This is a genomic window from Lunatimonas lonarensis, assembly GCF_000390185.1.
Lineage (GTDB): Bacteria > Bacteroidota > Bacteroidia > Cytophagales > Cyclobacteriaceae > Lunatimonas > Lunatimonas lonarensis.
In genome coordinates this window covers 14,259-34,012 of sequence record NZ_AQHR01000112.1, presented here as the reverse complement: position 1 = coordinate 34,012, position 19,754 = coordinate 14,259, and the positions used below count along the sequence as shown (strand labels likewise).

The window sequence follows — 19,754 nt, the reverse complement described above, 5'->3', positions numbered from 1 at the left end:
ATGGTTTTTGCCCAATGGAACCTTTCTGAAACGTAAACCATTGATTGGTAAATCAGGAATATAAGCTGGCTAGGAATAGATGACAAATTTCAAACAAAAAAATAATAATTACTGTTCCATAGATTCATGAAAGCTTCGGTATATAGAAAAGAACACTTCAACGCCGCGCACCGATTGAATAATCCCAATTGGCCGGCGGAAAAGAATCAGGAAGTTTTTGGTAAGTGTAACCTTCCCAATTATCACGGCCACAATTATGACCTGATTGTTCAGTTGTATGGCCCCATAGATCCTGATACGGGGTATGTGTATGACATGAAATTGTTGAAAGACCTTATCAAAGCTCAGGTGCTGGATAGGTTTGACCATAAAAACCTAAATTTAGACACTGATGAATTCAAACACCTCAACCCAACTGCGGAAAACATTGCTGTGGTTATTTGGAATATTTTAAGGCAACTTATTGACACAAAATTTGAATTAACGATTCGACTCTATGAAACAGAAAGGAATTTTGTTGAATACAAAGGATATTGATCTCGTGAACGCGTTTGATGAGATGGGGGATTCACATGCGGCCTCCTCACACGATACACCGCTTAGGGAAGATGCTTTCGAGATGGATGATGAGCTGAAAATGGAGCTGATCGAAAAGCATTTTCGGGAAATCATGCATATACTCGGGTTGGACCTGACAGATGATAGCCTAAGGGGAACACCAAAACGTGTGGCCAAAATGTTTGTGCAAGAGGTTTTCAGTGGGTTGGATCCGAAAAACAAACCAGTAGGTAAGCTATTCGAAAACAAGTACCATTACAACGAAATGCTGGTGGAGAAGGATATCACCTTCTACTCGCACTGCGAGCACCATTTTGTTCCGATTTATGGCAAAGCCCATGTGGCCTATATCTCAAATGGAAAGGTGATAGGGCTTTCAAAAATCAACCGAATCGTGCAATACTACTCCAAGCGTCCGCAGGTGCAGGAGCGCCTCACCATGCAAATCGGCAATGAGTTGAAAGAGATGCTCGGGACAGAGGACGTAGCAGTGGTGATGGATGCCTATCACATGTGCGTTTCTTCCCGCGGTGTTAAGGACGTAAACAGCAGTACAATTACTTCTTTTTACAGTGGTAAGTTCAAGGAGGACGAAAAGCGTAGGACAGAGTTTTTAAAATACCTGACATTGAAAAAGTAATTGATTGATGCTGATGGTAAACCATCGATCCAAATAGGATTACAAAGGTCAAAATGTGAGAAAAACCGAAGGCTACCTTCGGTTTTTTTGTGTTCTATTTCAAAACAATTTGCCCTCAGATATATTAGTAGTAAAGAATAAGAGTAGTAAAGATGAAGGGAAAAAACATCGTAGTAATTGGAGGAAATAGTGGGATTGGCGGTTGCTTGGTGACTCAGCTAAGGGATGCAGGAGCTAATGTGCTCGTTTTTTCGAGACGTGAAAGCGGGTCGGGACATTTGGATGTGACGGATCTAGACCAGAATTTAAAGGACGTTCCGGAGGTGGTGCACGGGTTCGTATATTGCCCGGGCAGCATCACGTTGAAACCATTCCAACGGTTGACCAGGGAAGATTTTTTGACTGATTACGAGATAAATGTGTTGGGTGCAGTGCGTACCATACAGGCTTGCTTCAAAAGCCTAAAGCAGGCACAGGGAGCGTCTGTAGTATTATTCAGTACGGTTGCAGTACAGACAGGCTTGGGATTTCATGCTTCTATTGCGGCGGCAAAAGGGGCAGTGGAAGGATTGACGCGATCGCTGGCGGCGGAGTGGTCTTCCCAGAAAATTCGGGTAAATGCAGTGGCTCCCTCCCTTACAGATACACCGTTGGCCGGACAGTTGCTTAGTACACCCGACAAAAAGGAGGCGGCCGGCAAGCGGCATCCACTTGGAAGACATGGGTCGGTAGAAGATTCTGCTCATGCGGCATTTTTTCTTCTTTCCGATCAGTCCACTTGGATCACAGGTCAGGTAATGCAGGTAGATGGTGGAATGTCCGCTATTCGCTAGGGAAGTTCCTGTTTTGTCATTTTCCAGCGGTAAGTTCAGATGTGAAATGAACCCTGCTGGTTTCATTTAATGAAGATTAGAGTATGAAAACTCCCCCAGAGGCATATTTGATATTCCGGGCTGAGCTTAAAAAGGCTCAGCTGGAAAAGGAAAAATTACGAAAATTGTATGAGGAAAAGCTCGCGGAAATGAACCGTGAATTTTGTCGACTAAAGGAACAGATCGCAGCTCAACAAGAGCTAATGAAAACCACCATCGACTATGCTTCCCGTTTGGAAGTGGACTTGGATAGGCTTAGAGAAGAAGTAGAAAAAAACAAAAAAACTCCCAAAAGTACCTTTCATTGAGTACATTGAAATGTTTCTTTTTTAGTACCCACTGAATCTTTCACTACACCCAAATCGTATAATCCAGATGAAAGAAGCGTTAAATAAGTCGATAATGGAGAATTTCGACCTCGCCTTTGAAGAAAGATATGCCAGCGTGCTTGTCAATCGTGAAGACGGTATCATCATCTGTACGTTATTGACAGATTATGTTCCTATAGAAGACTTTAAAATTACGTTTGAAAAAATCTCCGAGATCGTAAAGAAGGGGGATTTCTCGAAATTCATTTTTGACAAGCGAGCGTTACGGGCATTTCACCAGCCCAGTATGGAATGGTATTTCCTGACCTGGAAAAAGGAAATGTACGATTATGGCCTTTCGGTTCACCGGAAAATACTGCCTGCTGAGAAATGGTTTGAGAAAATGGTGATGATAGCCAAAAAGCAGATCATGGAGAATAATCCCGAAAATATCATCGATAAGCTCGATATCAAGTATTGTGATACGGTAGAGCAAGCCATCGTGAGTTAATGGAACCTTGCACAAAGGGATGCTTTTATTAACAGGCAGAAGGCAGACAGCCTTTTTTGTTTCTCGTTTTTCACTGGCTGAGCCATAAATTTTGATACAGGAATCAACCAAACATGTGATGATACATTATAGCCGGGCAGCTATTCTAGCAGCTGACAAGTCGTTTAGAAGAGATTTTGTAAACACGCTGACTGGTTACAAATCGTTGAATTTAATTGGAACCAAATCGGTGGAAGGCACTTCGAATCTAGCTCCATTTTCCCAGGTGATCCACGTCGGCGCCAGTCCACCGCTTATCGGCATTTTGTTTCGTCCCCATACCGTAGAGCGTCACACATTGGAAAATATTCTGTCCACCGCCTGTTTTACGTTAAACCACGTAACGGCTGATTTTTATAAGCAAGCCCATCATTGCAGTGCACGTTGGGACCGTTCGGAATTTGAAGGGGTGGGGCTCGAGGAGGAGTATTTGGCAGATTTCAGTGCTCCTTTTGTCAAAATAAGTCCACTTAAGGTTGCCTGTCAGTTAGAGGAGGTACAGAAAATTGCCTGCAATGACACCGAGTTGGTGATCGGTTCGGTACAGCACGTATTTGTGCAAGAAAACGCCGTAGGTATTGACGGAGCCATCAGTTTAGCTACCTTAGGTACCGTTGCGGTGTCTGGCTTGGATGATTACTATACGGGGGTCCGGTTGGCAAGGCTTCAGTATGCAAAGGCCGATCAGCCTGTGAAGGAACAATAAGGTGGAACTGATCCGGCCAACAGATAGCGGGCTTTTTTGCGAGCAGGGAGATTTTTTCATAGACCCTTGGAGGCCCGTGAAATCAGCTCTTATAACCCATGCCCATTCGGATCATTCCCGTTGGGGAATGCAGCGATACCTTGCCCACAAGCAATCTGGAGAAGTGATGAAGTTACGTTTGGGAGCGGATATCGCTCTTCAAACCATCGAGTATGGAGAGCCTATATCTATCCATGGCGTAAGGGTTTCTTTTCACCCGGCAGGTCATATCCCGGGATCCGCTCAGATTCGCCTGGAATACAAGGGTAGGGTGGAGGTGGTCAGCGGTGACTATAAAGTCGAAAATGACGGGCTTTCCACTCCTTTTGAATCGGTCAAATGCCACGGTTTGGTTTCCGAATGTACGTTTGGGTTACCAATCTATCAGTGGGAGGATCAGAAATCGGTTTTCAATCAAATCAACACTTGGTGGAATGAAAATGCATCCAATGGGATATGTTCCATTCTCTTTGCCTATTCGTTGGGCAAGGCGCAGCGGATCTCTGTTCATTTAGACCCTTCCATCGGGCCTGTTTGGCTGCATACTGCAGTTTGGAATACCAATCAGGCATTGAAACTCAACGGGGTAGCTTTGCCCGATTTTGATAAAGTAGCCGATTCTGTGGATAAACTTTCATTTAGAAATGCGTTGATTATTGCACCTCCTTCGGCCATAGGGACGCCGTGGTTGAAGAAGTTTATGCCTTTCCGCACTGCGATATGTTCGGGATGGATGAATATTCGGGGAAGTAGACGACGAAGGGCCGTGGATACAGGGTTTGTATTATCAGACCATGCCGATTGGCCGGGTCTGAACGCCGCCATAGCCGCTTCAGAGGCCGAGCAGGTGTGGTTGACCCATGGGTTTACAGATTCGTTTTCAAGGTATTTGCTCGAAAAAGGGGTGAATGCTTCGGTGCTTAAAACCCATTTTCAAGGGGAAGCGGCAGACGCTGCGGAGTAATTTCACAGGTTTTGATTGGAGCTTGATCCATGGCGGGTCTCCAGTTGCTAGGGTCAAGGAATGTGGTTGTTTTTTTTTAGATTTGAAGAGGGCTGCTTACCTTTGCGCATGGCAGAACAAATACTGATTCTAGATTTTGGATCCCAATACACGCAGTTGATTGCTCGCAGGGTTCGGGAGTTGAACGTTTATTGCGAAATTCACCCCTTTAATAAAATTCCGCCTATCACCCCCGACATAAAAGGAATTATTTTGTCTGGTAGTCCCTGTTCGGTAAGGGATGAGGGTTCGCCCGACTTGGATTTGGATCAGTATAGGGGCAAGCTGCCAATCTTGGGCGTTTGTTATGGAGCGCAGCTCATGGCGCAGAAATACGGTGGCAACGTCGCTCCTTCCGAAATCCGCGAATATGGACGTGCTAACCTCAGTCACCTTGATATGCATTCAGCCTTGTTTAAGGAATTGACGCATGGTTCCCAGGTTTGGATGTCACATGGGGACACCATCAAGGAGTTGCCGGTAGGATTCGACATCATAGCGAGCACGCCATCTGTTCGTATTGCCGCCTACAAAGTGGAGGGTGAGGATACCTTTGGCATTCAGTTTCATCCGGAGGTCACCCATTCCCTGGAAGGCAAAAATCTGCTCAGGAATTTTGTGGTTCAGATATGTGATTGCAGCCAAGATTGGACCTCTGATGTTTTTATTGATATCACTATTGATGAATTGAAGCAAACACTGGGAGATGACAAGGTGGTAATGGGCTTGTCGGGTGGAGTTGACTCCTCTGTTGCTGCCACCCTGATCCATAGAGCTATAGGTGAGAACCTAACCTGTGTGTTTGTTGACAACGGCCTCCTGCGCAAGAGCGAATTCGAGGAGGTACTTGAGTCTTACAAAGGGCTCGGCCTCAACGTGATCGGCGTCGATGCCAAGGCTAAGTTTTACGCGGCATTGGCAGGTATCTCCGATCCGGAAGGAAAAAGGAAGGCGATAGGCAGAACCTTTATCGAAGTATTTGATGAAGAGGCATCCAAAATCACCGGCGTAAAATGGCTGGGACAGGGAACCATCTATCCCGACGTCATTGAGTCGGTATCGGTAAACGGCCCCTCGGCAACGATCAAAAGCCACCATAACGTGGGAGGTCTGCCAGATTTTATGAAGTTGAAAGTCGTAGAGCCTCTTAAGACACTTTTCAAAGATGGCGTGCGCGAAGTTGGAAGAGCTTTGGAGATTCCCGAAAACATTATTGGCAGGCATCCCTTCCCAGGTCCTGGGTTGGCGATAAGGATACTTGGGGATATTACACCCGAAAAAGTACAAACACTTCAAGAAGTTGATGCCATTTTTATACAGGGACTGAGAGATCATGGACTGTACGATGAAGTATGGCAGGCGGGTGCCATTCTACTTCCGGTCCAATCGGTGGGCGTGATGGGGGATGAACGTACCTACGAACGGGTGGTGGCCCTACGTGCGGTTTCCTCCGTCGATGGTATGACCGCTGACTGGGTGCATCTTCCATACGAGTTCCTCGGAAAAGTGTCGAACGATATCATTAACAAAGTGAAGGGTGTAAATAGGGTGGTATACGACATCAGTTCGAAGCCGCCTGCTACCATTGAGTGGGAATAGCCACCGTGAGCCTGATGAAGATATCAGGCTTTTTTATGTATTCTTGCCTGAAAATCACGTAAATTCGCAGGTTAATCTCAGTTGACGTGTTAAATTAGTCATCCTACGAACCAACCCAATACCATAGATGAAGACCATTTTTGTTTTTCTCTTATTCGCATGGGGTTTCTCCATCTCAGTGATTTCACAGCAGCTTCCGGACGACTACCGGGAGGGTAGGTTGCTTCTGGGATCCGGTGATTATCAAGGGGCAATGGATAGGTTCCGCAAACTGATGGATTTTCAGCAATACGGGAAGCTTGCCTATTATGCCCGTTACCATTTTGCGAAGGCAGCTTTCGAAAATGGGCAGTATGAGCTTGCTAAATCTACGTTAGGGCCACTTTTGGAGTCGGCGTCGTTTGTAGATGCCGATAATGCCAATTACCTACTGGCTTTGGCCAATTTTCGACAAAACAAGTTTTCGGAGGCTCTTACGGCTGTTTCGGGAATCAGGGATGAAGAGGTTAAGGCAGAGGCTTTTCGTGCCTCTTATTATTTTCTTAAGCAAGTACCGGTCAGTGTGTTGATGTTGCAAGTTCCTACCTATGAAGAAAATCTGGGATTGGTCTATGCGCTTAGGGAAAAATTGATCGCGCAGCCTTCACTATCCAGTCAAGAAGGAGAAGTGCTCGATAGAATCCGACACGTGCGCCTTCCCGGAGAGGGAGACGTGTCGATGGTTCCCGCTGCCCGAGAGGTCAATCAGGTTTTGGAAATTGCTGTGGTATTGCCGTTTAATTTTAATGGAGGTTCCGGTGTCCGAAATCTAGGAGCCAACAATTTTGTGTTTGAGCTGTATCGAGGGATCATGTTTGGGGTAGAGGAAGCGAGGAGTCAGGGGCATAGGATCGAGATAAAGACATTTGACACGGAGCGAAACCCAGAAAGGCTGCGGGAGATTTTGTCAGACCCATTTTTTCTACGTGCAGATGTTATTATAGGACCGATCTATCCGGAAGAAACGCAGGTGATGGGAGAGGTGGCGGCCCAACTCGGCGTACCCTTTGTGAATCCGCTTTCCAATATACAAGAGTCGTTGCGTGATGTGGGCGAAGCTTTTTTGTTTCGGCCCTCCGCCGATGCAATCGCCAAGAGCTTGGTAAGTTACATCAATCGGTTTCAGCGCAAGCGAGTGGCCGTGGCCTTTGCGGGCACCAATAGAGATGAGCTCTTGGCCCGGCGCTTTACCGAGGCTGCTGCTTCTTCGGGTGTGCAAGTGTCTATGAGTCAGCGGGTGACCTCCAGGGACATGAGGAATTACCTGGACAGGGTCTTTCAAGGAGGCGCGGATTTACTGGTTGTTTTTTCGGATGATCCCAATATCGCTGCCCCTACCTTCTCTCTGGTAGAATCTCAGACGGCAAGCATTCCGGTACTGGTCATGGATAGCTGGCTTTATTTTAATTTCGCTAGTTACGAAATGATGGAATCGCAGGATTTTCACTTCATTGGTAACAACACAGTGAATTTGAGCTCACCCAACACAGAGGCCATGAGGAATTCGTTCTTTGAGAGCCATAAGGTTTTTCCCGGGTTAAATACCTATTTGGGATATGAGCTTATCCACTGGTTAACCTCGGTCTTAAATGCCCAGCGTGGATTTGGATTTCAAGACAACCTAGTATCGGGAAAGTTTTTGCCAGGCAAAGTGACTTTTGGGTTTGATTTTTCCCGTACCTCCCACAATGCCTATGTGCCTATATTGCGGTTAGAGTCAGGTGAATTAATAATCGAATGATGTTAGCAATGGAAAGTAAACGAAGTGCCGCGTTATTCAACGAGGCTAAGAAATTTATACCGGGAGGTGTAAACTCTCCCGTACGAGCATTTAAAGCCGTTGGCGGTAATCCTGTATTTATTCGACGGGCCGATGGTCCGTATCTTATCGATGAAGATGGCAATTCCTACATAGAGCTTATCAATAGTTGGGGTCCCATGATTTTGGGACATAACCATCCGATGATTAGGGAAGCGGTAATTAAGGCAATGGAGGATGGCACCTCTTTTGGGGCGCCTACAGAACGGGAGATCCGGATTGCCGAACTCATAACCCACATGGTACCCTGCGTGGATAAGGTGCGGATGGTGAACAGTGGTACCGAGGCCACCATGTCAGCTATCAGGGTTGCAAGAGGGTATACCGGTCGAGACAAGTTTATCAAATTCGAGGGCAATTACCACGGGCATGGCGATTCGTTTTTGATTTCCGCGGGATCTGGAGCAATTACCATGGGTAACCCAGATTCCCCAGGCGTGACGGTCGGAACGGCCAAGGACACCCTACTGGCTCCGTATAATGATCTGGAAGCCGTTTCCAGACTGGTTGAAGCCAATAAGGATGAGATCGCGGCGATAATTTTGGAACCCGTGGCCGGAAACATGGGATGTGTATTGCCTGAACCTGGGTTTTTGCAAGGACTGCGAGAGATTTGTGATGACGAGGGCATTGTGCTGATCTTCGACGAGGTGATGACAGGGTTTAGGCTTTCAAAAGGCGGTGCTCAGGAACTGTTTGGGATAAAGCCGGACATGTGTACTCTCGGTAAAATCATTGGGGGAGGAATGCCCGTAGGTGCTTACGGCGGCAGAAAGGAAATAATGGAATACGTCTCACCGGAGGGCCCCGTATATCAAGCTGGCACGCTATCGGGCAATCCGATTGCGATGGCTGCGGGACTAGCGATGTTGGAATACCTGAACAGCCATCCCGAAGTGTATGTGGAGCTTGAACAGATCGGAACCACGTTGGTAGCTGGAATAAAGGAAAGCCTTACTTCCCTCGGGCTGCCCTATACAATCAACCATTTAAACAGCATGTATAGCCTGTTTTTTACAGACCAAAACGTGGTCGATTTTGAATCTGCAAAAACCTGCGATACGGGACGCTTTGGTAGGTACTTTCAGGGGATGCTCCAAAAGGGTATTTATTTGGCACCATCCCAGTTTGAAAGCCTGTTTTTGTCCACGGCCCTCAAAAGTGAACACATTGATCGGATTCTAGATGCCAATGAGGCAGTGTTAAAAAGTCTATAAACCAAAAGAGGCGGTATCCCCGCCTCTTTTGTTATTCCATTTTTTCTAGGATTTGATCGACCTTGGCCTTCACTACCGGACTCTGCTGATAGGCCGTTGATATTTCCTGAAATGTTTGAACCTGCATATCTGCATCGAGGATCATCTGTTGGATTTCTTGATTGGCCTCCTCTTGAACCTTCATTATTTGTTGCCCTGCCTCGTTGAATTTGGCGATTTCCTGAGGATCCTCGGATGCATCGGTGATGTTTCCTAGCTGTTGTGCTTGAAACAGCTGTTGAAATCGTTCGATTTCAAGGCCGGCCGATTCGATTGCATCGATCATTTTTGCTTCGGCGGCCTGTTGGATGGGCATCATGTCCATGTTTATGGCCACGAATTGCTCGATTTCAGCATCTGAAAAATCTTCCTTTACAGGCTGGTCTTGCTGTCCCGGAATCTGCTGAGCACTTAACGCCACAGGCATCAACAAGGTAATTAGCAAGGATAATGAAAAAACATGTGTTACTTTTGAGTAATTCATCTGTAAATTGGATTTGTGTTAGACTTGATTATTCGGTTTAAAATTGCAAAAAGTGTTCCACTAATAATAAATTAACTCGTTAAAGTAAGTTAAAATAGCATTATGACGATAGAAGTATATGGAATAAAGAATTGTGATACGATGAAAAAGACATTTCAATTCTTAGACGAAAAGGACTTGGCGTACACGTTTGTGGATTATAAAAAATATGCACCCAGTGAAGCATTGATCCGGAAGTTCCTGGAGAAAATACCGCTGGATGAATTGGTTAATAGAAGGGGTACTACCTACAGAAAACTTTCGGATGAAGAAAAGGCACTGACCCAGCAGGTTGAAACTGCCGTTGCGGTTTTATCTGAAAGGAGCAGCATGATCAAACGGCCCATTATCGTTTTTCCGGATGGCGAAATTGTCGCTGGGTTTGATTCAGCTGCAATAGTTGCCAAGGCTTCAGCTGGATAGGGGTACATAGGGAGCCCCCATTTGGTTTTTCCCTATGCGGTTACCAGTTTGACGGTGCGCCACATAGCTTTTGAGGTAGCAGCCAAGGCTTCCTCTTTTTCCATGGCATTCAGCTTGGCGTTAAAAGGTTCTGCCCGTACGGCACCATCGTAGCCGATTTTGAGCAGGGCGCCCATAAAGCCAGCTAGGTCGATGAGTCCACTATCCCCCGGCAGCTCCCTTTCTCCGTCCACCTGTTCTTCAATGCTTCTACCTGCTCTCGCGTCGTTGAGATCACAAGTGATCACTTGCTCGTTTTTTAGTGCTTCTAGGTCTGCCACAGACTCGGTGGAGGTATACCAATGGTAGGCGTCAAGCTGCAATCCCAAACCGGGCGTGCCGATCGCATCAATCAGCTCGAGCATTTCCTTCATGGTACCTGCAAATGGATACCGGTTTATGGTTTTGAGACGCTTGGTGCCGACATATTCCAGTCCTAGACGAATGCCTTGGTCATACAGCATGTCTGCTATTTTCTTTAAACGGTCCCGGTGCTGCTTGAAATTTTGGGAGTAGGTCAGCTCGTTGTGTGAAGGCATGATCCAGGTACTCATTCGGGTTACCCCAGCTGCTTGGCAAGCTTTTGCGGTCTTTTCAAGTCCAGCTAGTCCAGTATGGAAGGTATCGTGGTCTTTTCGGAAATCAACCTGCAGACTTGCTGCATCCCAGGTCAGCCTATTGGCTTTCATTTTTGCCAAAAAATCATTCAATTGATTCGACGACATGGCGGCTAGTTGATCCGGGAAGGGGGAAATCGCCTCAAATTGATGGCGTACAGCGCATTCAATCAATTCGAGCTGAGTGCAACTTACACCGATGGCCCCAGGATTCAGACTGACCTTGAATTTTCGTTCGGTAACCTTAGGGGCGGCTATGGAGGGTGACAATCCCAGGACTGAGGCTGCAATACCTACTTGTTTGATAAATTTTCGTCGTTGCATTCGGTTAATGGGTTATTTTTTATCGAGAATGTAGTTTTGGTCGGTAGGATTGCGCTTGCTATCCCCGGTCAGCAAGCTCAATTTTCCATTCGCTTCCTGAATAAACCGATGGGAAGGTTTCAGATTCTCATTTAGTAAATTGATCACAAATACGTTTGGTTCACCTGTGATTCCGTAGCTGATTTCTATCTGCCCGGATTGCAGAAATTTTCTGTCGCCATCTGCTGTTCCCAAGTAGGTTTCACTGAGCTCGTAGCTTTGTGTTGTTTTGTCCGGATTGTTTTCCAGTTTAAGCTCCATTTTGATTCCGTCACAATCTGCACAGGGGATTACGCCTTCGTAGGACAGCCAATAGGAGGTTTCTGAATGGAGAATTATTTCCTTCTCTGTGCTTGCAACACTTTCTTCCTCGTACATGGTCTCCTCTGTGTCGTCATCACAGCCAAAAAGCAGTGTCAATAGAAGTAACGCAAGCAAGTTGTATTTCATAGGGCTAGCCATGCAGGTGATTTTGGAGATTACGTAACATATCTTGCGTCATTTTATCCAAGTTGAACTCGGCTTTCCACCCCCAATCCAATGCAGCTTGGGTGTCATCGATGCTTTGAGGCCATCCTTCGGCTATCTCCTGTCGGAAGTCGGGTTGATAGTCGATACTGAAGGTAGGACAATGTACTAATATACTGTTAAATATTTCTTCCGGAGCAAAACTCAGGGCCGAAATATTGTAGCTGGACCGGATGCTGATACGATCTTTGGGCGCATTCATTATTTCTATCGTTGCTCGAATCGCATCGGGCATGTACATCATGGGCAGTGTGGTGTCCTTTTTTAAAAAGCATGTGTAGGGTTTTTCCGTAACTGCATGGTGGTAGATGTCCACCGCATAGTCGGTTGTTCCCCCACCCGGGAGGGATTTATATCCGATCAGTCCCGGATACCTCAGGCTTCGGACATCGACTCCGTGTTTTTGGAAGTAATAGTTGCACCACTGTTCACCAGCCTGCTTCGAAATACCATAAACTGTTTGGGGTTCTTGAATGGTTCGCTGAGGAGTATGTTGCTTCGGTGAACTGGGGCCAAAAACAGCAATGGAAGACGGCCAATAAATTTTATCCAATTGCTTCTCTTTTGCCAGTTCCAGCACAGACAAGAGGCTGTCCATATTCACTTTCCACGCCAAAGCCGGGTTTTTTTCTCCCGTGGCAGACAAAATAGCTGCCAGATGGTAAATCTGGGTGATGGTATGTTTTTTGGTGATTGCCAGTAGCTGAGAACGATCAGTAACGTCAAGTTTTTCAAATGGTATTTCCGGAAATAGACTCCCAGCGTTTTCATTGATGTCTGTGGCAACGATAGATTCTTTTCCAAAAAAAGAGGCCAGGGCATGTGTCAGTTCTGACCCAAGTTGTCCTCCTGCACCAGTTATTAGGATTTTGGTCATAAAGACGTTTTTTTATATGGTTTGGTAGTCGGTTTGGTCTAGGTTTAATTAGTATATTTGGTTTTGATATAAGGCAAATGTAACGAAAGAATTTCGTTGAAAATATTGCATATCGATAATCTAACTCAAAAATGCTATGTACGATCGTCTCAAGCCCAGCTTGATAAGTGAGCTGGAGGATATTCAGTCCGCAGGGCTGTTTAAGCGTGAAAGAATTATCCTATCTCCCCAAGGCGCAGAGATTCTAGTGGAGGGAGGGAAGACCGTCCTTAATTTCTGCGCAAATAACTACTTAGGCCTTTCCAGTCATCCGGCCGTCATTGAGGCGGCCAAGCAGGCCATTGATTCGCACGGATTTGGCATGTCCTCGGTCCGGTTTATTTGTGGAACGCAGGATATTCATAAAGTATTGGAACAGAAGATTTCCGATTTCTTGGGAACGGAGGACACCATTCTATATGCAGCTGCTTTTGATGCCAACGGTGGTGTCTTTGAGCCTCTTTTTGGGCCGGAGGATGCCATTATCTCCGATACGCTGAATCACGCATCCATTATCGATGGGGTTCGCTTGTGCAAGGCGATGCGGTTTAGGTACGCCCACAACGATATGGCTGACTTGGAGAGGCAGCTTCAAGAGGCAGTGGCAAAGGGAGCAAAGCAACGCATCATAGTTACCGACGGCGTTTTTTCGATGGATGGGACCATCGCGCAGCTGGATAAAATCGTGGCGCTGGCTGAAAAATACGAAGCCCTCGTGATGTCTGATGAGTGCCATTCCACCGGATTTGTAGGCAAGACCGGAAGAGGAGTACATGAGTTGACCGGCGTAATGGGTAAGCTGGATATCATCACCGGTACCCTGGGCAAAGCACTAGGCGGTGCGTCGGGCGGATTTACTTCAGGTAGAAAGGAGATCATAGAGTTGTTGAGGCAGCGGTCTAGGCCCTATTTATTTTCAAACACCTTGGCCCCTGCAATTGTGGGAGCTTCCAATGCGGTTTTTGATCTGCTTGCCGCTTCTACCGATTTACGGGATAAACTGGAGCAAAATACATTGTATTTTCGAGAGCAGATGACGGCAGCCGGCTTCGACATCAAACCGGGGATACATCCCATCGTTCCGATCATGTTGTATGATGCGGCGTTATCCCAGCGAATGGCCGAAAAACTTTTGGAGAAGGGAGTATATGTAATAGGATTTTATTACCCGGTTGTGCCCAAAGGCCAGGCTCGTATCAGAGTACAGCTTTCTGCCGCACATGAGAAAGCGCATTTGGACAAGGCGATCCTGGCTTTTACGGAAGTGGGAAGAGAACTTGGGGTTATATCCTAAAGACATCAAAAGAAGAAAATCACCTATAGTTCGGTGATTTTCTTCTTTTCCTTTACTTTTTCAAATGCCACAACCTCAACAAAGCGCTCCTCGATGCTCTCGCCGGTCAGGTAGGCATTTATCATCTCCCGCACCTCTTGGAAGGAGAGATTATGCAGGATTTTGCCGCTTTTCGCCAAAGAGACCTGACCAGTCTCTTCAGAAACGACCAATACCAGGGAATCGGTAGCCTCTGACATACCTATCGCGGCCCGGTGCCGTAGCCCAAACTGTGCAGGCACATCCCGTTCGGTAACCGGTAAAATACAACGGGCAGCTTTTACCCGACCATTGTAGATGATTACGCCCCCATCGTGGAGCGGACTGTATTTATTGAAAATGGATATCAATAGTCGTTTCGACACGATCGCGTCGATTAGATCTCCGCTTTCTGCATAGAATTTAAGTTCAGAGTTGCTGGAAAGCACAATCAGAGCACCTGTACTGCTGCCCGAAAGGGACTTGCAAGCCTCGATAATAGGGGTGACATTAAAAGCACTGCTTTCGCGTTTCCTCCAGAAGAAAAGCTCCTGCAATACGTTTTCATTTGAAAAGATGGAGGACTTACCCACGATAAGCAGGAATTTCCGGATTTCTTGTTGGAACAGAATGATCGCAGCCAACACACCGACGCCCATAAATTGCCCAAGAATAATGGTCAGCAACTCCATTTTTGCTGCGTTGACTACCAAATACATGAGGTAAATCGATAGAAAACCCAAAAAGATCTTAATCGCTACCGATCCACGCATCAGTTTATAGACTTGGTAGATAAGCACGCTGACCAAGGCAATATCGATGAGATTGACGATAGATACGTCCAAAAAGCCGATTTTAAAGAGCAGGATCAAATGTAAAGCTGTTTATATATTTTTATAGTTTCTATTGCCTCTTTTACGTCATGCACTCTAAGTAATTGGGCCCCTTCCATCAGCAGGGCCATATTAAGTGCAGTGGTTCCGTTCAACGCCTCCTCTGGGCTACATTCCAAAAGTTTATAGACCATCGACTTTCGCGAGATGCCAGCCAATAGTAAGCAGGGTAGGGTACTGAAATAGTCCAATGAGCGCACCAACCGGTAATTTTGCTCCATTGTCTTGGCAAACCCAAAGCCCAAGTCTAATATAACATCTTTTATGCCAGCTTTTTTACAATCTTCCAACTTCTTGGAAAAATATCCCATTATTTCGGTCTCAATATCCTCGTATTCGGTCAGATGCTGCATGGTGTTAGGATTCCCACGCATATGCATGCAAATGTAGGGTACACCAAGCGTTCCTACGGTTTCAATCATCTCCCCGTCCAGCTCGCCACCTGAGATGTCATTGACCAAATCGGCACCCGCAGATACCGCTTCTTTGGCCACCTGATGCCTGAATGTATCCACTGAGATCAGGACCTCGGGAAGTTCATGCCTGATAATTTCAATAACGGAAACCACTCGATTAAGTTCTTCTTCTTCGGAGATGTAATCCGCATTTGGTCTGCTGCTGTAACCCCCAATATCAATGATTCGGGCACCCTGCTTGGCCATCTGTACAGCTTTTTCCAAAACCTCCCGATTGTTTCCGGAAACACGGCTTGATTTGTAAAAAGAATCTGGTGTACAGTTGATGACTCCCATCACCCAAGGTTCTTCAAGGCAATACAGTTTTCCTTTGGTTTGAAAGGTGTTTTTTAGAGGAAAAAAAGTATCTTCGTTCCTTGGTTTAAATCGATTTTGTCTTACCATTAACTGATTGGTGCTTTGAATACGCAAACGCTGAGCGAATATAGAGAAGTCATTGAACTTTGTAAAGAACTTTTTAAGAACAAGACGATTGATTACGGAACAGCTTGGAGAATACTAAGGTTGCCATCTATCACCGACCAGATTTTTATAAAAGCACAGCGTATACGATCCATTCAGGAGAAGGGCATCCAACGGGTGAGTGACCCCATCCAGGATGAGTTTATAGGGATTATCAATTATTGCCTGATAGCACTGATTCAATCCGAGATGGCCGAAAGCGAAGCCTTGGAAATCCCTTACGAGGTATTGGAACCCCTCTATGAAAAATGGGTGGAGGATACCCGAAGATTACTCGAAAACAAGAATCACGATTATGGCGAGGCCTGGCGAATGATGCGGGTGTCGTCTATCACGGATATCATATTGATGAAGTTGTATAGAATCAAGCAGATCGAGGATAATCAAGGGCAGACGTTGGTATCGGAAGGTGTCCTAGCCAACTACCAGGACATTATCAATTATTCGGTGTTTTGTATGATCAAATTGAAAGGGACAAATGGTTAAACAGGTATTGTTGGGTGTAGTCCGCGCCATCGTAGGAGGATTGTTTATTTTTTCCGGGTTGATTAAAATAAATGATCCGGTGGGAACAGCAATCAAACTGGAAGAATATTTCGATGTCTTCTCCTATGACATTGCGCCTATTTTCGAATTGTTGAAGGGGATTGCATTGCCCCTTTCTGTTTTTTTGGTGGTGACAGAGGTCGTTCTTGGCGTGATGGTCATCGTTGGATGGCGCATTAAACTTGCTGTTTATTTATTGATGGGAATGATCGTCTTCTTCACCTTCTTGACTTTCTACTCAGCCTATTTTAATAAAGTCACGGATTGCGGTTGTTTTGGAGACGCCATCAAACTTACCCCTTGGGAGTCTTTCTTTAAGGACATATTTCTGTTGGTTTTGATAATGGTCCTTTTTTTGTTCCGAAGGGATTTGGTGCCAAACCAAACGGCATGGGGAATGGTATCAGTATTGGCAGCAATGTTTGCCGGCCTTTATCTGTCTGTGTATGCCATCAGGAACCTTCCTTATATTGACTTTAGGGCCTATAAAGTTGGCGTTAATATCCCTGCAGCGATGCAGCCATCAGCTCTATTAGAATACGCCTATGTGATGAAAAGGGGAGATGAAGTGGTCGTTTTTGATCAATATCCGTCAGGAGATGAATACGAATTTGTAGAAATGAACCTCAAAAACCCGAATGCCCTGCCGAAAATAACGGACTTTGCCGTTTGGAATGAAGCGGGAGATTTTACGGACGAGGTTCTGGAAGGACAAAGGCTCCTGATCTTTGTGAGTAATCTAACCAAAATGTCGATGGTCAATCTCGATGATATCTCTAAGTTGATTACGGAGTCAGGTCAAATTGGGTTGGATGTAAAGCTGGTTTGTGCGTCGTCGGAAGAGGAGGTTCAACAGGTGTTGCGAGATTTTCAATGGGATATTGGGTATTATTTGGCGGATGCTACGGTTGTCAAGACCATAATACGTGCCAATCCCGGGTTGGTGTTGTTGGATAACGGAACGGTTGTCGGTAAATTTCACCATCATAACACTCCCTCTATCGAAGAAGTTAAGAGCTTGTTGCGAAGATGAGGCAATATAACAAAATGGTATTGGTGGGCATGCCAGGCAGCGGAAAATCGACCCTAGGAAAGCGAGTTGCGCGCCTCTTGAACGTTCCATTTTTTGATTTGGATCATGAAATAGAAAACCGGGACGGAACGAAAATCCCTGAGATTTTTGCCGCTCATGGAGAGGATTATTTCCGTGAGCTAGAGACGAAAACATTGGTTGAATTGCTTCACAGGGATGAATCCTTTGTACTGTCTACCGGAGGAGGAGCTCCCTGCTTTAACGGCAATATGGATCTCATTAACCAATTGGCCGTTTCGGTTTATTTGGATGTGCCCATGTCAGAGCTACTTTTTCGGCTGATAAAGGGGCAGGCAGGAAAGAGGCCGCTATTTGCCCAGATGAACGAAGAGGAAGTGCGGCTAAAACTTTTGGATATGTACCAGCAAAGGAGCGTCTTTTACAGGATGGCCAGAATAACGCTCAGCGGAAAAGATATTTCCGCTGAGCAACTGGCCGTTGAATGGTTAGGGTTTTCAAAAATTGAACCCTAGTGATAACATGCCCATCAGGCGTTGATTGTCTATGGTAGCTACGGGCGAGCCAGGGTAGGAAGCGTGAAAGGTATTAAAATGACTGCTGGTTATGCCGAGGTCTATGCTGATTTTCGGCATACGAACGCCTAGTCCACCCGACAACTGCGTCATACTTCGGTCGTTTCCGCCCGGATTTTGAAAGGGATCTCCGTAGTACGCGTATCCTGCTCGAATTCGAAGGATATCGATCCTAGCCTCGCCTCCTACCCGGAAGTTGATGGTTTGGCCATAAATCTGTCGTATATCCCGGTTATCCTCGCCTGTGTTGAACGCGTTGGATCGGAGGTTGGCCATGCTGTAATCTAGGTAGTCGACGTCTGCGGAAAGGAACCCTTTTTTACCAAAGAAATAGGTAAGACCAGAACCCAGGCGAAGGGGAGTACGAAGGCCAAAGTTTCCGATGAAAAGCTGCGTTTCGGCATCAGATTCGGCGATCAGACCAAATTCCGGATCATTATAAGGGGGGTTGAAATCCGCAAATATGTCCGCTCCGTATTCTTCATTGATATTACTCCACGTCGGGGATTGGAAATTTAAACCTATATTCAGTTCGTCCATTGGCTTATAGATTACCCCGACTCCCAGGTTGATCCCTGCACCTTCCTGCACCAGGGTCTGTTGTAGCGAACTGAAGAGCGTACTCCGGTTAGAACCATCCAAAAAGTCTTCATTATAGGTTTGCACCCTTCTGAAGTTCATGGAAAGGATTCCAAGGTTTGCGCCTAGAAAGAGTTTGTTCTTGTAATTGCCGCCATAGGCGAGGCTAATATGGTTTAGATTCCCTTCACTTTCCACAAAATCCGATTTCACCAAGCTGGTGGTGGCGTTTGGCGAAAAGTCGTACTGATTCCCCCCGACAGGGTTGATCAGAAAAGCATCAAAAAACAACCCGCCAAGACCTCCTGGATTGCCACTGGTATTATACACGTCCAGATAATAGTCCAGTATGGATTCTTGGTCCAGTCGGTTGGAAGTGTACCCATAGTTTGTTCGGAAGTTGGACTGTCGATTGTAGCTAAAACCAAAAGAGCCTCCTCGCCAATCACCTGCTTCAAGCGGAGCCTTCGCACGGCTGAAGACTATTCCGATATTGGGGAGCATAAAGTTTGTGGCGCTTTGGTTAGTGGATTGCCCTTCAAATAGTGACTCCGCATTCCAGTCCATGTACCCAAGCGATAGATTGAATTCTGAACGCTGAAAGAACCCTAAACCGGCAGGATTTCCGTGGATATTGCTTATATCCCCTCCCAGTGAGTTTTGCGTTCCTCCCAGCGCAGAAATTCTGGCAGTTCCGGTAGCATTGTGGATACTATACCGTAAAGCGTCTTCAACATAGCCACTTTGAGCCTGCGTCCAAATTGGCAGCAAAAGAGCCACCGCAAAAAAAAGCCATACGTTTTTATTGTCGCTCATATGATTATAATTGTGTTAAAAGACCATACAAAACTGGTAGCCTTCCTTAAACATTCTAGTATTTGATACCCTCTCCATGCTCGACTTCGTTTGTATGTGTTGTTTTCTTATTCGATCGTAACTTTCTCTATTGGAGCAGGCAGGGCAACTAGCTAGTTCCCATCGGAATAACGGAGCGTATGCGTTCGCTCGAATCGACACCCTGTCACTTCAATATTCACTTTGGAAGTAAGTGGCAAATAGCAT

22 protein-coding genes are annotated in these 19,754 nt (G+C 46.0%); 15 read left to right on the top strand and 7 right to left on the bottom strand.

The features are described 5' to 3' along the window. Positions 1-126 precede the first annotated feature (126 nt). The 10 genes from ADIS_RS20375 (at position 127) to hemL (ending at position 9,350) form a co-directional block, all read left to right on the top strand. Positions 127-537, top strand: coding sequence for a 6-pyruvoyl trahydropterin synthase family protein (locus ADIS_RS20375; RefSeq protein ID WP_010856615.1), 411 nt, complete (start codon positions 127-129; stop codon positions 535-537). Beyond that, positions 497-1,198, top strand: a complete 702-nt coding sequence (gene folE, locus ADIS_RS20370) for a GTP cyclohydrolase I FolE (RefSeq protein ID WP_035807157.1) — start codon at positions 497-499, stop codon at positions 1,196-1,198. Before ADIS_RS20375 ends, folE begins: the two co-directional genes overlap by 41 nt. A 152-nt stretch (positions 1,199-1,350) precedes the next feature. Then, positions 1,351-2,031 carry an SDR family NAD(P)-dependent oxidoreductase gene (locus tag ADIS_RS20365; RefSeq protein WP_010856613.1) on the top strand — a complete coding sequence of 227 codons (681 nt, stop codon included), beginning with the start codon at positions 1,351-1,353 and terminating at the stop codon, positions 2,029-2,031. Between the two features lie 83 nt (positions 2,032-2,114). Then, positions 2,115-2,378 (top strand): hypothetical protein, encoded by a 264-nt coding sequence (locus ADIS_RS20360; protein ID WP_010856612.1) that lies wholly within the window; start codon positions 2,115-2,117, stop codon positions 2,376-2,378. A 67-nt stretch (positions 2,379-2,445) separates the two neighbouring features. Next, the gene (locus ADIS_RS20355; protein WP_035807156.1) at positions 2,446-2,889 is read left to right on the top strand and encodes a hypothetical protein; all 444 of its coding nucleotides are present in this window, start codon (positions 2,446-2,448) and stop codon (positions 2,887-2,889) included. A 118-nt stretch (positions 2,890-3,007) separates the two neighbouring features. Beyond that, positions 3,008-3,634 (top strand): flavin reductase family protein, encoded by a 627-nt coding sequence (locus tag ADIS_RS20350; protein WP_010856610.1) that lies wholly within the window; start codon positions 3,008-3,010, stop codon positions 3,632-3,634. A 1-nt stretch (position 3,635) separates the two neighbouring features. Further along, positions 3,636-4,637, top strand: coding sequence for a ligase-associated DNA damage response exonuclease (locus ADIS_RS20345; protein WP_010856609.1), 1,002 nt, complete (start codon positions 3,636-3,638; stop codon positions 4,635-4,637). 108 nt (positions 4,638-4,745) lie between these two features. Then, a complete protein-coding gene (gene guaA / locus ADIS_RS20340; protein WP_010856608.1) occupies positions 4,746-6,275 on the top strand; it encodes a glutamine-hydrolyzing GMP synthase in 1,530 nt (509 codons plus the stop codon). A 127-nt stretch (positions 6,276-6,402) separates the two neighbouring features. Continuing rightward, entirely contained in the window at positions 6,403-8,055 is a 1,653-nt protein-coding gene (locus ADIS_RS20335; RefSeq protein WP_010856607.1) for an ABC transporter substrate-binding protein, read from the top strand. Positions 8,056-8,063: 8 nt separating this feature from the next. Further along, positions 8,064-9,350, top strand: coding sequence for a glutamate-1-semialdehyde 2,1-aminomutase (hemL, locus tag ADIS_RS20330; RefSeq protein ID WP_010856606.1), 1,287 nt, complete (start codon positions 8,064-8,066; stop codon positions 9,348-9,350). Between the two features lie 31 nt (positions 9,351-9,381). On the opposite strand, the gene ADIS_RS20325 is transcribed toward hemL, so the two are convergent. Beyond that, positions 9,382-9,873 (bottom strand): DUF4168 domain-containing protein, encoded by a 492-nt coding sequence (locus ADIS_RS20325; protein WP_035807155.1) that lies wholly within the window; start codon positions 9,871-9,873, stop codon positions 9,382-9,384. 102 nt (positions 9,874-9,975) lie between these two features. Between ADIS_RS20325 and ADIS_RS20320 the strand changes: the two genes are divergently transcribed. After that, entirely contained in the window at positions 9,976-10,335 is a 360-nt protein-coding gene (locus tag ADIS_RS20320) for a Spx/MgsR family RNA polymerase-binding regulatory protein (protein WP_010856604.1), read from the top strand. Positions 10,336-10,367: 32 nt separating this feature from the next. On the opposite strand, the gene ADIS_RS20315 is transcribed toward ADIS_RS20320, so the two are convergent. The 3 genes from ADIS_RS20315 to ADIS_RS20305 are packed head-to-tail and all read right to left on the bottom strand — an operon-like array spanning position 10,368 to position 12,759. Then, a complete protein-coding gene (locus tag ADIS_RS20315; RefSeq protein ID WP_035807154.1) occupies positions 10,368-11,315 on the bottom strand; it encodes a sugar phosphate isomerase/epimerase family protein in 948 nt (315 codons plus the stop codon). A 12-nt stretch (positions 11,316-11,327) separates the two neighbouring features. Then, a complete protein-coding gene (locus ADIS_RS20310; RefSeq protein WP_035807171.1) occupies positions 11,328-11,804 on the bottom strand; it encodes a copper resistance protein NlpE N-terminal domain-containing protein in 477 nt (158 codons plus the stop codon). Between the two features lie 4 nt (positions 11,805-11,808). Beyond that, positions 11,809-12,759 carry an NAD-dependent epimerase/dehydratase family protein gene (locus tag ADIS_RS20305; RefSeq protein ID WP_010856600.1) on the bottom strand — a complete coding sequence of 317 codons (951 nt, stop codon included), beginning with the start codon at positions 12,757-12,759 and terminating at the stop codon, positions 11,809-11,811. Between the two features lie 136 nt (positions 12,760-12,895). Between ADIS_RS20305 and kbl the strand changes: the two genes are divergently transcribed. Continuing rightward, positions 12,896-14,092: a glycine C-acetyltransferase gene (kbl, locus tag ADIS_RS20300; protein WP_010856599.1), complete on the top strand. Its 1,197-nt coding sequence runs from the start codon at positions 12,896-12,898 to the stop codon at positions 14,090-14,092. A 23-nt stretch (positions 14,093-14,115) separates the two neighbouring features. Here kbl and cdaA read toward each other — a convergent pair whose 3' ends face one another. Continuing rightward, a complete protein-coding gene (gene cdaA / locus ADIS_RS20295; protein WP_010856598.1) occupies positions 14,116-14,982 on the bottom strand; it encodes a diadenylate cyclase CdaA in 867 nt (288 codons plus the stop codon). Beyond that, complete coding sequence (gene folP / locus ADIS_RS20290; protein ID WP_010856597.1) at positions 14,979-15,863, bottom strand: dihydropteroate synthase; 885 nt, start codon at positions 15,861-15,863, stop codon at positions 14,979-14,981. The genes cdaA and folP overlap by 4 nt, the downstream gene beginning before the upstream one ends. 15 nt (positions 15,864-15,878) lie before the next feature. Between folP and ADIS_RS20285 the strand changes: the two genes are divergently transcribed. From ADIS_RS20285 to ADIS_RS20275, 3 genes are read left to right on the top strand one after another with little or no spacing between them, the layout of a single operon-like run. Beyond that, the gene (locus ADIS_RS20285) at positions 15,879-16,427 is read left to right on the top strand and encodes a DUF1599 domain-containing protein (protein WP_010856596.1); all 549 of its coding nucleotides are present in this window, start codon (positions 15,879-15,881) and stop codon (positions 16,425-16,427) included. Then, positions 16,420-17,520 carry a BT_3928 family protein gene (locus ADIS_RS20280; protein ID WP_010856595.1) on the top strand — a complete coding sequence of 367 codons (1,101 nt, stop codon included), beginning with the start codon at positions 16,420-16,422 and terminating at the stop codon, positions 17,518-17,520. The genes ADIS_RS20285 and ADIS_RS20280 overlap by 8 nt, the downstream gene beginning before the upstream one ends. Next, positions 17,517-18,053 (top strand): shikimate kinase, encoded by a 537-nt coding sequence (locus tag ADIS_RS20275; RefSeq protein WP_010856594.1) that lies wholly within the window; start codon positions 17,517-17,519, stop codon positions 18,051-18,053. Before ADIS_RS20280 ends, ADIS_RS20275 begins: the two co-directional genes overlap by 4 nt. Here ADIS_RS20275 and ADIS_RS20270 read toward each other — a convergent pair. Continuing rightward, a complete protein-coding gene (locus ADIS_RS20270; protein ID WP_010856593.1) occupies positions 18,036-19,508 on the bottom strand; it encodes an OmpP1/FadL family transporter in 1,473 nt (490 codons plus the stop codon). The genes ADIS_RS20275 and ADIS_RS20270 overlap by 18 nt on opposite strands. Positions 19,509-19,754: the final 246 nt, after the last annotated feature.